Annotated in this window: 13 protein-coding genes and 1 tRNA gene; 13 read left to right on the top strand and 1 reads right to left on the bottom strand. The window is 69.9% G+C overall.

The window, feature by feature from the left end; all coding sequences use genetic code 11:
• Positions 1-23 precede the first annotated feature (23 nt).
• The 3 genes from pstC to pstB are packed head-to-tail and all read left to right on the top strand — an operon-like array spanning position 24 to position 2,792.
• Entirely contained in the window at positions 24-977 is a 954-nt protein-coding gene (gene pstC / locus KBY81_RS00065) for a phosphate ABC transporter permease subunit PstC (protein WP_106220030.1), read from the top strand.
• Positions 978-1,024: 47 nt separating this feature from the next.
• Entirely contained in the window at positions 1,025-1,933 is a 909-nt protein-coding gene (gene pstA / locus KBY81_RS00070) for a phosphate ABC transporter permease PstA (RefSeq protein WP_106220031.1), read from the top strand.
• A 49-nt stretch (positions 1,934-1,982) separates the two neighbouring features.
• Positions 1,983-2,792, top strand: a complete 810-nt coding sequence (gene pstB, locus KBY81_RS00075) for a phosphate ABC transporter ATP-binding protein PstB (protein ID WP_106220032.1) — start codon at positions 1,983-1,985, stop codon at positions 2,790-2,792.
• A 168-nt stretch (positions 2,793-2,960) separates the two neighbouring features.
• Here the strand turns inward: pstB and KBY81_RS00080 are convergent.
• Positions 2,961-3,047, bottom strand: a tRNA-Ser gene (locus KBY81_RS00080).
• A gap of 104 nt (positions 3,048-3,151) precedes the next feature.
• Here KBY81_RS00080 and KBY81_RS00085 point away from each other — a divergent pair.
• From KBY81_RS00085 to rpmB, 10 genes are all read left to right on the top strand, one after another.
• Positions 3,152-3,520, top strand: a complete 369-nt coding sequence (locus KBY81_RS00085; protein ID WP_106220033.1) for a 2Fe-2S iron-sulfur cluster-binding protein — start codon at positions 3,152-3,154, stop codon at positions 3,518-3,520.
• Positions 3,517-4,419, top strand: a complete 903-nt coding sequence (locus KBY81_RS00090) for an inositol monophosphatase family protein (protein WP_254975117.1) — start codon at positions 3,517-3,519, stop codon at positions 4,417-4,419. The genes KBY81_RS00085 and KBY81_RS00090 overlap by 4 nt, the downstream gene beginning before the upstream one ends.
• Before the next feature lie 41 nt (positions 4,420-4,460).
• Positions 4,461-5,648, top strand: coding sequence for an ATP phosphoribosyltransferase regulatory subunit (locus tag KBY81_RS00095; protein ID WP_254975118.1), 1,188 nt, complete (start codon positions 4,461-4,463; stop codon positions 5,646-5,648).
• Positions 5,649-5,675: 27 nt separating this feature from the next.
• On the top strand, positions 5,676-5,903 hold the full coding sequence (locus KBY81_RS00100; RefSeq protein ID WP_094584616.1) for a ferredoxin family protein: 228 nt from the start codon (positions 5,676-5,678) through the stop codon (positions 5,901-5,903).
• A gap of 87 nt (positions 5,904-5,990) precedes the next feature.
• Positions 5,991-7,910, top strand: coding sequence for a molecular chaperone HtpG (gene htpG, locus KBY81_RS00105; protein WP_254975119.1), 1,920 nt, complete (start codon positions 5,991-5,993; stop codon positions 7,908-7,910).
• Between the two features lie 74 nt (positions 7,911-7,984).
• Positions 7,985-9,367 carry an extracellular solute-binding protein gene (locus KBY81_RS00110; protein ID WP_254975120.1) on the top strand — a complete coding sequence of 461 codons (1,383 nt, stop codon included), beginning with the start codon at positions 7,985-7,987 and terminating at the stop codon, positions 9,365-9,367.
• A complete protein-coding gene (locus KBY81_RS00115; protein WP_254975121.1) occupies positions 9,364-10,251 on the top strand; it encodes a carbohydrate ABC transporter permease in 888 nt (295 codons plus the stop codon). The genes KBY81_RS00110 and KBY81_RS00115 overlap by 4 nt, the downstream gene beginning before the upstream one ends.
• Positions 10,248-11,042 carry a carbohydrate ABC transporter permease gene (locus tag KBY81_RS00120; protein WP_254975122.1) on the top strand — a complete coding sequence of 265 codons (795 nt, stop codon included), beginning with the start codon at positions 10,248-10,250 and terminating at the stop codon, positions 11,040-11,042. Before KBY81_RS00115 ends, KBY81_RS00120 begins: the two co-directional genes overlap by 4 nt.
• Positions 11,039-12,046, top strand: a complete 1,008-nt coding sequence (locus KBY81_RS00125; protein ID WP_106220040.1) for an ABC transporter ATP-binding protein — start codon at positions 11,039-11,041, stop codon at positions 12,044-12,046. Before KBY81_RS00120 ends, KBY81_RS00125 begins: the two co-directional genes overlap by 4 nt.
• A gap of 48 nt (positions 12,047-12,094) precedes the next feature.
• Positions 12,095-12,331, top strand: coding sequence for a 50S ribosomal protein L28 (gene rpmB / locus KBY81_RS00130; RefSeq protein ID WP_106220041.1), 237 nt, complete (start codon positions 12,095-12,097; stop codon positions 12,329-12,331).
• Positions 12,332-12,333: the final 2 nt, after the last annotated feature.

The following is a 12,333-nucleotide window of genomic DNA, read 5'->3' on the forward strand; positions in this document are numbered from 1 at the left end:
ATGCCGACCGGCATCATTGCTGCATGAGGAGCTCCCCCTCCACCGACGCGTTCACCCTCAGACGACGGCCCCCCCAGGAGAAGCTGGTCGACATCGGCTTCCGCCAGCTCACCCTGGTGCTGGCCGCCTCGGTCGGGGTCGTCCTTCTGGCGATCTTCGTGACGGTGTTCAGCGGTGCCAAGGAGGCCATGGCCACCTTCGGCCTCAAGTTCCTCACCACCTCCGCCTGGGATCCGGTCAATGAGGACTACGGCGCCCTGATCGCCATCTACGGCACCCTCGTCACCTCGATCCTGTCCCTGCTGATCGCCGTGCCCATCGGTCTGGGAACGGCGATCTTCATCACCGAGGACCTGCTCCCCCGGGGCCTGCGGGACCTGATCGGCCTGCTGGTGGAACTGCTGGCCGCCATTCCTTCGGTGGTGCTCGGTCTGTGGGCCATCTTCGTGATGGAGCCCGCGATCCGCCCGTTCCTCTCGTTCCTTCACAGCAGCCTCGGCTGGACCCCCTTCTTCTCCACCGAGCCCCAGGGTCCCGGCACGGCGCCGGCGATCCTGATCCTGGTGGTGATGGTGCTGCCGATCATCACCGCCATTTCCCGCGATGCCCTCAACCAGGTGCCGATCGAGCTGCGCCAGGGGGCCTACGGGGTGGGCACCACCCGCTGGGGCGCCATCTTCAACGTCATCCTGCCGGCCGCCGTCTCCTCGATCATGGGCGGCGTGATGCTGTCGCTGGGCCGGGCCATGGGGGAGACCATGGCGGTGACCATGATCATCGGCAACTCCCTCAATTTCAGTGTCTCCCTCCTGGCCCCGGGCAACACCATTTCCTCGATGCTGGCCAACCAGTTCGGTGAGGCGGATGGCATCCAGGTGTCGGCCCTGATGTATGCGGCCGTCGTTCTGATGATCCTCACCTTCGTCGTCAACGTGATGGCCCAGTGGATCGTGCGGCGCCTCAGCCTGCGCTACTGATCCGGTTTCCTCCCTCCACCCACCAGCCTTCACGACGTTCCCTGGCCATGTCCGTCTCGACTCCGCCGACGACCCGTCTTTTCACGGAACGGCTCAGCCTCCATTACGACCCGTCCCTGAAGCGCAACCGCTTCAACCAGATCGCCACCGCCATCGCCGGATTCTTCGCCGTGGTGGCGGTGATCCCCCTGTTCCTGGTGATCATCTACGTGCTGATCCAGGGGGGACGGCTGCTCAGCCTGCAGCTGCTGACCGAGCTGCCCCCGGCCCCCGGCCTCGAAGGCGGCGGCATCGGCAACGCCATCCTGGGCACGATCGTCGTCACCCTCATCGCCTCCCTGATCGCCATCCCGGTAGGGGTGGGCGGCGGTGTCTACCTCTCCGAGTACGCCCAGAACGGCTGGTTCTCCCGCTTCGTGCGCTTCGGCAACGACGTGCTAGCCGGGGTGCCCTCGATCATCTGCGGCGTCTTCATCTACTCCCTGATCGTCGCCACCCGGATCTTCTTCGACCAGAGCTTCAGCGCCATGGCCGGCGGCATCGCCCTCTCGGTGCTGATGCTTCCCACCGTGATCAAGACCACCTACGAGGGCCTGCTGCTGGTGCCCCAGGAACTGCGCTGGGGGGCCTACGGCGTCGGCGCCTCCCGCTTTGTGACCATCACCCGGATCACCCTGCCGGCCGCCTTCACCCCCATCGCCACGGGGGTGGTGCTGGGCATCGCCCGGGCCGCCGGAGAAACGGCGCCGCTGATCTTCACGGCCCTGTTCTCCCCCTTCTGGCCCGAGGGGGTGTTCAACCCGATCGCCACCATGTCGGTGCTGATCTTCAACTTCGCGATCATGCCCTACGAGGCCCAGAACGAACTGGCCTGGGCGGCCTCCTTCGTGCTGGTGATCATGATTCTCGGCGCCAACCTGCTGGCCCGCTGGATCAGCCGCGCCTCGCGCTCCTGACCCCCTCTCCGTCCCCACTCCTCCGGCTCCGTCTTCTCCCATCCCTGCCATGACTGCTTCCCCTTCCTCCACCGCGGCCAGCGACGTCTGCATGTCCCTGCAGGACGTGACGATCTCCTACGGCAGCTTCGAAGCGGTCAAGAACGTCTACATGGATCTGCCCAAGGGCAAGGTGACCGCCTTCATCGGGCCTTCGGGCTGCGGCAAGAGCACGGTGCTGCGGGCCCTCAACCGCATGAACGACCTGATCCCGGGCTGCACGCTCAAGGGCCGGGTGATCTTCGATCAGCACGATCTCTACGACAAGCGGGTGGATCCGGTGGAGGTGCGCCGTCGCATCGGCATGGTGTTCCAGAAGCCCAATCCCTTCCCGAAATCGATCTACGAGAACATCGCCTTCGGTGCCCGGATCAACGGCTACAAGGGCGACATGGATGAACTGGTGGAACGCTCCCTGCGGAAGGCGGCCGTGTGGGACGAGTGCAAGGACAAGCTCCAGGAGAGCGGCCTCTCCCTCTCCGGTGGCCAGCAGCAGCGACTCTGCATCGCCCGGGCCATCGCCACCGAGCCGGAGGTGATCCTGATGGACGAACCCTGCTCGGCCCTCGATCCGATCTCAACCCTGAAGATCGAGGAGACGATGCATGAACTGAAGCGCAGCTACACGATCATGATCGTCACCCACAACATGCAGCAGGCCGTGCGCGTGGCTGACATGACCGCCTTCTTCAATGCCGAGGCCGTCGAAGGCGGCACCGGCAAGGTGGGCTATCTGGTGGAATTCAACGAGACCGAGAACATCTTCAACTCCCCCAGCCAGCAGTCGACCCTTGACTACGTCAGCGGACGCTTCGGCTGAGCCCCACTCCGGGGTGGCCGCGACCGCAGACCGATCAGCACATTCCGTCTCAGCACATCTTGTCTCAGCACATCCCGTCCCGTACCAGGGATGGGTCTCATTTTGGTGTGTCGCATCCTGGCTTGAAAAACCAAAAAAAAGCCGGCCCTGGGGACCGGCTTCAGCAAACGGAGAGGGAGGGATTCGAACCCTCGATAGAGTTGCCCCTATACAGCATTTCCAGTGCTGCGCCTTCGACCACTCGGCCACCTCTCCAGCGGCGAAATGGGGCAGATGGCAATGTAGCAGGGGCTGCACCTGGCCACCGCTCCCCAGCGATCTCGCCCCGCCTGCGCCCCCTGCCCCCCGTCCAGCGCCCCATGACCCGCACCCATCCGATCACGGTCCACTGGCGACAGGCCAACCGCGTCATCCGCCTCGATGTTCCGGAAGGGGAGTACATCCTGCGCAGCTTCGAGGCCCAGGGTGAACCGCTGCCCTTCAGCTGCCGCAACGGCTGCTGCACCGCCTGCGCCGTGCGGGTGTTGGACGGCAGCATCGACCAGCGGGAGGCCCTCGGCCTCTCCAGGCAGCTGCGGGAGCAGGGCTACGGCCTGCTGTGCGTGGCCCGGGCCACCGGCCCGCTGGAGGTGGAGACCCAGGACGAGGACGAGGTGTACGACCGCCAGTTCGGCCGTTTCTTCGGCCGCGGTCTGGTGCGTCCCGGCTTGCCCCTGGACGACGAATGACATCCCTCTGCCAAAGGGCCCTGGAGGGGTCCGGCCTCGATGGCGCCGAGCTGGAGCGCCTGCTGCAGGTGGCCCGTGCGGCCGCCGAGGCCGGGGGCCGCGAGCTGCGGCGCCACTTCGGCCGGCTGGAGCAGGTGAAGGAGAAGGGCACGGCGGGCAACCTGGTCACCGAGGCGGACCTGGCGGCCGAAGCGGCCGTGCTGGCGGTCCTGGCGGCCGGCACCCCCACCGTGGCCGTGCTGGCGGAGGAGAGCGGCCGGCTGGACGGCCAGGGGGATCTGCAGTGGTGCGTCGATCCCCTTGACGGCACCACCAACTACGCCCACGGCTACCCCTTCTTCGGCACCTCCGTGGGGCTGAGCTGGCGGGGCCTGCCCCTGCTCGGCGCCCTGGAGGTGCCGGTGCTGGAGGAGCACTACTGGGCGGCTCCGGGTCAGGGGGCCTGGTGCAACGGCCACCGGCTGAGCGTCAGCGACTGCGGCGCCCTTGCGGATTCCCTGCTCGTCACCGGGTTCTCGTACGACCGGGTTCGGCGGCTCGACAACAATTACGCCGAATTCGCCTGGTTCACCCACCGCAGCCACGGGGTGCGGCGGGCGGGGGCGGCGGCGGTCGATCTGGCTTTCGTCGCCGCCGGCCGGGTCGATGGCTACTGGGAGCGGGGCCTGTCCCCCTGGGATCTGGTGGCGGGCGTGGTGCTGGTGGAGGAGGCCGGCGGACAGGTGTGCGCCTACGACGGCGGCCCCCTCGACCTGGCCGACGGACGGGTGATCGCCTGCACCCCCGCCCTGCGTCAGCCGCTGATCGAGGGCCTGGCCCTGTGCCGTCCCCTCAGCGGGGCCAGCTTCGGTGCCCCGGAACTCGATGCCCTGGCCGGCGTGGCGACCGACGCTCCATAGGATCCGCCCCACCCCACCCCACCGCCCCAGCACTCCCCTCCATGGCCCTCCAACCTGCCGCCGGCGCCCGGGACCTCAACCCGGGTCAGGTGGACAGCAACCGGCGACTCTGCGACCTGCTGGCGACGGTGTACCGCCTCTGGGGCTACCAGGAGGTGGCGCCGCCCACCATCGAGCGGCTCGACACCCTTGAGGCCGGCGGCGCGATCGCCGAACGGGAGCTCGTGCGGCTGGCGGCCGACGAACCCCTCGGCCTGCGACCCGAACTCACCGCCCCGATCGCCCGGGCCGCCAGCACGCGCATGCTCGGCCGGCCCCGCCCGCTGCGGCTCTGGGCCAGCGGCACCACCTTCCGCAGCTTCATCGGCGACGGCGGCGGCCAGCGCATCAGCGAACAGCTGCAGAGCGGGGTGGAACTGCTCGGCGAGCCCTCCGCCGCCGCCGACACGGAACTGCTGCATCTGCTGCTGGCCGCCGTGGCGACCCTGGGGCTCGCCTCCGAGCACCGCCCCACCCTGTTGGTGGGCCACCACGGCCTGCTCAGCGCCCTGCTGAGCCAGGTTCCGGCGGAGCAGCGCTCCGCGGCGCGCCACGCCCTCACCGATTTCGATCCCCTCGCCCTCGCCGCCCTCTCCTTGCCCGAGAGCCAGCGCCAGCGGCTGATGGCCCTGATCGGCCTGCGGGGCGAGCCGGTGCGGGTGCTCTACCAGCTGGAGCAGTGGCTCGGTCCGGTGCCGCTGCTGGAGTCCCTCGCCGCCACCCTGGCCAGCGTCCAGGAGCCGGCCGGCGCCCTGGGGGTGCGGGTGCAGCTGGATCCCACCTTCCAGCCCCACTTCGATCTCTACGACGGGCTGGTGTTCAAGCTCGTCTGCCAGGGCAGCGATGCCCCGGTGGCGATCGCCAGCGGCGGCCGCTACGACGGCCTGGTGGGCCGCTTCTGCAGCGACACCGCCCAGGCGGCCGGCACCGGCTTCGGCTTCGACGTGGAGGCCATCCGTGACCTGCTCGATTCGGCGACGACCCCGGAGGCCGCCGCGGAGGCGCCCGGTCCGTGGCTGGTGGCCAGCGCCACCGCCGCCGGCCTCGGGGCGGCCCTGCGCCGCATGGCGGAACTGCACGGCGGCGGCGAGGCGGCCGAGCTCTGCACCCAGCCCTGCACCGACCAGGCGGCGGCGGACCAGCTGGCGGCGGAACGGGGCTGCCGCGGTGCCCTGTGGCTGGCTGCCTAGGATCCGGCCGCTCGCTTTTTCGCGTCGATGGCCCATTCGATCGTCACCAACGTCTGTGAGGGCGTGGCCGACTGCGTCGACGCCTGCCCCGTGGCCTGCATCCACCCCGGCCAGGGTGCGAACAGCAAGGGCACGGCCTTCTACTGGATCGATTTCGACACCTGCATCGACTGCGGCATCTGCCTGCAGGTGTGCCCGGTGGCGGGGGCGATCCTGCCCGAGGAGCGGCCCGACCTGCAGAAGCCCGGCGGCTGACGCCCGCTGGTTCGGAGACCCCACCCTCGCCGGCCTTGAGCCGCCGCGCACCCCCACCTAGGTTCAAGGCGATTCTTCTCTTTCGCCATGACGGTGCTGGAACAGGGCCAGATTCAGATCCACACCGAGAACATCTTCCCCATCATCAAGAAGGCCGTCTATTCCGGCCATGAGGTGTTCCTGCGGGAACTGGTGAGCAACGGTGTCGATGCCATCAGCAAGCGGCGCATGGCCGCCATGGCCGGGGACTGCAGCGAAGGGGAGGAAGGGACGATCGCCATCCGCATCGACCGGGAGGCGAAGACCCTCACCATCAGCGACAACGGCATCGGCATGACCGCCGATGAGGTGAAGCGCTACATCAACCAGGTGGCTTTCTCCAGCGCCGAAGACTTCCTCGAGAAGTACAAGAGCGAAAGCGACGCCATCATCGGCCATTTCGGCCTGGGCTTCTATTCCAGCTTCATGGTGGCCGCCCGGGTGGAGCTGGTCAGCCTCAGCGCCCGGCCCGGTGCCGAGGCGGTGCGCTGGAGCTGCGATGGCTCACCCAATTTCAGCCTCGAAGGGGCCGAGCGGTCCGAACCTGGCACCGACGTGATCCTGCATCTGATGGAGGAGGAGCTGGAGTACATCGAGCCATCCCGAATCCGCACCCTGATCACCACCTACTGCGATTTTCTGCCGGTGGCGGTGCAGCTGGACGGCGAAACCGTCAACAAGCGGGAGGCCCCCTGGCGCAAGAGCCCCCGGGAGCTCAGCGACGACGACTACATCGCCCTCTACCGCTATCTCTACCCCTTCCAGGGGGATCCCCTGCTCTGGGTGCATCTCAGCACCGACTACCCCTACAACCTGCAGGGCATTCTCTACTTCCCCAGGATCACCGGCCGGGCCGACTGGGAGAAGGGGGAGATCCGCCTCTACTGCAACCAGGTGTTCGTCAGCGATTCGATCAAGGAGGTGGTGCCCCGTTACCTGCTGCCCCTGCGCGGCGTGATCGATTCGCCCGACATCCCCCTCAACGTGAGCCGCAGTGCTCTGCAGACCGACCGCCGGGTGCGCTCGATCGGTGGCTTCGTCGCCAAGAAGGTGGGCGACCGGCTCAAGGGGCTTCACCGTGACGAGCCGGCCCGCTACGCCGAGATCTGGGATTCCCTGGCCCCCTTCATCAAGATCGGCGCCATGGAGGACGACAAGTTCGCCGACCAGGTGGCCGACCTGATCCTGTTCGGCACCACCGCGGCGGCCAGCGAGCCATCGGCGGAGGGGGAGGCGGAGGTGGCCCCCGATCCCGTCGCCACCGACGGCCGCACCTACACCACCCTGGCCGGCTACCGAGGCCGGCTGCCGGCCGACAACGCCACTCGCATCCTTTATTGCACCGATGAGGCCGGTCAGGCCGGGGCCCTGGCCCTCTGGAAGGGGCAGGGGGCCGAGGTATTGCTCGCCGACACCCTGATCGATTCCCAGTTCATCCCCTGGCTGGAGGCCCGCCACGGCGACCTGCGCTTCCAGCGGGTGGACGCCGAACTCGATGACAGCCTGCATGAGCCGGAGAGCGAGCTGGCGGACGCCGACGGCGTCGACAGCGGCGAGAAGCTGCGAGGTCTGTTCAAGGCCGCCCTCGGCAACGACAAGGTCACTGTCCAGGTGCAGTCGCTGAAAGGGGAGGGCTCCCCGGCCGCCCTGATCCTGCTGCCGGAGCAGATGCGCCGTCTCAACGACATGGGGGCCCTGATGGAGCAGCGGCTGCCGGGTCTGCCCGACCACCACGTGCTGCTGGTCAACCGCCGCCACCCGCTCGTGGAGGGCCTGCTGAAGCTGTCCTCCGGTGCCGTGATCACCGGGGGCGGCAGCTCCCCCAGCCTCCAGCTGGCCGAAGATCTGAGCCGCCACGTCTACGAGATGGCGCGCCTGGCCGTGGGGGGCCTGGAGCCCAACCAGCTGGCCGGCTTCCAGCAGCGCAGTGCCGATCTGATGGGTCAGCTGATGCAGCGCGGTCTCTGAGGCGTCCGGAGCACCGGAGGCCCCCCCGGAGCCCTCCTGGGGAGCGGCCCCCCAGGCCCGCCTAACCTGGCCCGATGGCGGCCCGCCCCCCCTTCTCCAGCCTGCGGCGGTGGCGGTCGCTCCCCAGGCTGCTGACCCTTGCCGTGCTGGCCCTGCTCTCGGCGGCGGCCCTGCTGGTGATGCTCCCCGGATCCGGCCAGTCCGGCTCCGGGCCCTCGAGCCCCCCGGCGGCGCCAACCGGACCCGTACCGGTGCGGGTGCTGATGCCCGCGCCCCTGGCCGACGCGGTGGCCGCCCCGGTAGCCCAGTTCAACGCCAGCACGCCCGGCGTGGTGCTGGAGGTGATCCGCGGGCCCCTCGACACCGAGACCATCTCCGATCTGGCCACCGGCAGCCTGCTGCTGGGGGAGGCCCCCTTTGACCTCTTGCTGGTGGATGTCAGCTGGCTGCCCCGCTACGTGGCCGCCGGCTGGTTCGAACCCCTGGAGCGCTGGTTCGGGCCGGAGTCGCTGGCAGCGATGGAGCCCGGCGCCCGTTTGGGCAATGGTCTTGACGGCCACCTCTGGCGCATGCCCCTCACGGGCGACACCGGCCTGCTCTACTGGCGCACCGACCTGATGGAGCGCCCCCCGCGCGACACCGACGAGCTGGTGGCGATCTCCCGGGACCTGCAGCGCCGCGGCAAGGTGCGCTGGGGCTACCTCTGGCAGGGGCGCCAGTACGAGGGGCTGAGCTGCGTGATGGTGGAGGTGCTGCAGGGCTTCGGCGCCCACTGGTGGAACGGCTCCACCGCGCGCACGGAGCTGGACAGTCCGGAGGCCGTGGCGGCCGCGAAGTGGCTCGCGGACCTGCTGCAGGACGGGGTGAGCCCACAGGCGGTGGCCAGCTACGCCGAGAACGACGCCCTGCAGTCCTTTGCCGCCGGTGACGCCGCCTTCCTGCGCAACTGGCCCTACGCCTGGCGGGAGATCGAGAAGGGCGGGGGGCCGGTGAAGGGCAAGGTGGGTGTCACGGCGATGGTGGGGGCCCCCGGTGAGCAGGGGGGCGGCACCCTGGGCACCTGGGGGCTCTCCCTGATCAAGGGCAGCCCCCATCCCGAGGAGGCGGTGGCGGCGATCCGCTGGCTCACCGGCCCGATCGTGCAGCGCCAGCTCGCCATCGAGCAGGGCTATGCCCCCACCTGGAGCACGCTCTATGACGATCCCGAGCTGCAGCGCCGTGCCCCTCTGCTGGCGGTGCAGCGCCAGGCCCTGCAGCATCCCCAGCTGCGGCCGCCCACGCCGGCCTATGCCCAGCTCAGCGATCTGCTGGCCCGGCAGGTGAACGGCATGCTCACCGGCCAGGGGGGCCCCGGCCCGACCATGGCGGCCGCCCAGCGCCAGAGCCTGCAGGTGCTGCGCTCGCTGGCGGGACCGGCGGGCGACACTGCAGCGGGCCGCCCTGCCGTGGACCGATGAAACCCCGCGCGGCCAGCCTGCTGCTGATGGCTCCCGCCCTGCTGCTGCTGGCGGCGGTGTTCGTCTACCCCCTGCTGCGCTACGGCTGGCTGAGCTTCCAGGCCAGTTCGGTGCTCACCGGGCTGGTGCCGGTGCCGAACGGGGGCGCCAACTGGGGGCGGTTGCTCGATGACGCCCGCTTCTGGACGGATGCGTACCAGACCCTGCGCTTCGCCGTCTGCTCGGTGGCGCTGGAACTGGCCGGGGGGCTGGGGCTGGCCCTGCTGCTGCATCGCCCCCTGCGGGGCCGGGGGACCCTGCGGGCCCTGACCCTGCTGCCCTGGGCCCTGCCCACCACTGTGATGGCCCTGGGCTGGCGCTGGATCCTCAACGACCCCCACGGCCCCCTCAACGCCGCCATCCGCTCCCTCGGCGGCAGCAGCTACGGCTTCCTCTCCACCCCTTCCACCACCTGGTTCTTCGTGGTCCTGGCGGACGTCTGGAAGACCCTGCCGTTCGTGGCCCTGCTGCTCCTGGCCGGACTCCAGACCATTCCCGAGGATCTGGAGGAGGCCCTGCGGCTGGAGGGCGCCGGCGGCCTGCAGATCCTGCGCCGCCTGACCCTGCCGCTGCTGGTGCCCTACCTGGCCCTGGCCGTGATGTTCCGGCTGGCCCAGGCCCTGGGTGTGTTCGACCTGATCCAGGTGCTCAGCGGCGGTGGCCCGGCCGGGAGCACCGAGAGCCTGGCCCTCTACGCCTATCTCAATGCCATGCGCTTCCTCGACTTCGGCTATGCCGCCACGGTGATGCTGGCCACCTTCCTGCTGCTGCTGGTGCTGCTCGGTGGCGGCTGGCTGCTGTGGCGGCGGGATGATCTCCAGGGCCGCCGGGAGCGGGCCGCATGAGGCTGCTGGTGCTGCTGTGGAGCCTGGGGCCGCTGCTCTGGCAGCTGCGCACTTCCCTGCTGCGGCCGGAGGCGCTGGTGGCGCCGCTGCTGGAGGGCAACCCCTGGACGCTGGCCAACTACCGGCTGGTGCTCTCCGGCGACCCGCCCTTCTGGCGCTACCTGGGCAACAGCACCCTGGTGGCCCTGGCCACCACCCTGCTCACCCTGCTGCTGGCGGTGCCCTGTGCCTATGGGCTGCAGCAGCAGCGCGGCCTGCTGCGCTGGGGCGTCGGCCTGGCGCTGGTGGGGGCGGCGATGTTCCCCACCGTGCTGCTGTTCCTGGCGCTGCTGGAGATCGCCCGCCGCTTCGGCCTGGCCAATGACCTGCTCGCCCTGAGCCTGCCCTACACAGGCCTGTCGCTGCCGCTGGCGGTGCTGCTGCTGCGGGCCGCCTTCGCCGACCTTCCCGCCGAGCTGGAGGACGCCGCCCGGCTGGAGGGCCTGGGCCTCGGCCAGCGGCTGCGGCACGTGCTGCTGCCCCTGCTGGGGCCGGCCCTGGCCAGCACGGGCATCCTGGTGTTCCTGGCCAGCTGGAACGAGTACGCCATCGCCCTCACCTGGATCAGCCGCAGCGACCTGCTCACCCTGCCGATCGCCATCGCCCGGATCGGCGGCGGCTCGGTGTTCACCATTCCCTACGGCGCCTTCGCCGCCGCCACGGTGCTGGGCAGCCTTCCCCTGCTGCTGCTGGTTCTGGTGGCCCAGCGACCCATCATCTCGGGTCTCACCCGCGGGGCGGTGAAGGGATGAACGCCGCCGCCGCCGGTCTGGAGCTGCGCCAGCTGTGCCGGGAGGCGGGGGGGCGCCGGCTGCTGGACGGGCTTGATCTGAGCGTCGCCCCCGGCGAATGCCTCGCCCTGCTCGGCCCGAGTGGCTGCGGCAAGTCCACCACCCTGCGGGTGGTGGCGGGGCTGGATCCCGCCAGTGCGGGCCAGGTGCTCCTCGACGGCCAGGACCTGGGCGCCCTCGGCCCGGGCGAACGCCAGGTGGCGATGGTGTTCCAGAGCTACGCCCTCTATCCCCACCTGAGCGTGGAGGGCAACCTGGAACTGGGGCTCAAGGTGCGTGGGGTGCCCGCCGCCGAACGCCAGCGGCGCCTCGGGACCGTCCTCGAGCTGCTGCAGCTCGACGCGCTGCGCCAGCGCCGCCCTGCCCAGCTCTCCGGCGGCCAGCGCCAGCGGGTGGCCCTGGCCCGGGCCCTGCTGCGCCAGCCGCGGATCATGCTGCTGGATGAGCCGATGAGCAACCTCGACGCCCAGCTGCGGGAGGAGCTCCGACCGGAACTGCGACGGCTGGTGTGCGGCCGGGAGCAACCGGTGATCTACGTCACCCACGACCAGCAGGAGGCCGTGGGCATGGCCGACCGCCTCGCCCTGTTGGAAGCCGGCCGGTTGCAGCAGGTGGGCAGCCCGCGGGAGCTCTATGCCGATCCAGCCAACCGCTTCGTGGCCAGCTTCCTGGGACGGCCGGCGATCAACCTGCTGGCGATCGCGCCCGGCCGCCAGCTGGGCCTGCGGCCCGAGCACCTCCACCTGGCCGAGGACGGGGCCGTGGAAGCCCGGCTGCTGCGGCGTGAATGGTGGGGCCACCAGCAGCTGCTCTGGTTCGACACCCGCTGGGGCCCGGTGCGGGTGCTCAGCGACCCCGAGGCGCCGGTTTCCGCGGAGCCGCGCCTGGGCTGGCAGCGGCAGCACGAACTCTGGTTCGATCCCCTCAGCGGGGCCCGGCTCCAAGGCCTGGGGCCTGTTTGGTAAAGTCGCAGGCTGGCTCAGGCCTGCACCGTCCACCGTCGTCACTTCGTCATGTCCCGGGTCTGTCAGCTCACCGGCAAGCGCGCCAACAACGGCATGGCCGTCAGCCACTCCCACGTGCGCACCAAGAAGCTGCAGCAGGTGAATCTGCAGGAACGCCGCCTGTGGTGGGCTGAGGGCAACCGCTTCGTGAAGCTGCGCGTCTCCACCCGCGCCCTCAAGACGATCCAGAAGAAGGGTCTCGGTGCCTATGCCAAGGAGCTGGGCGTCAATCTCGCCAAGGTCTGACC

This window comes from Cyanobium sp. Lug-B (assembly GCF_024345635.1).
Lineage (GTDB): Bacteria > Cyanobacteriota > Cyanobacteriia > PCC-6307 > Cyanobiaceae > Cyanobium > Cyanobium minutissimum.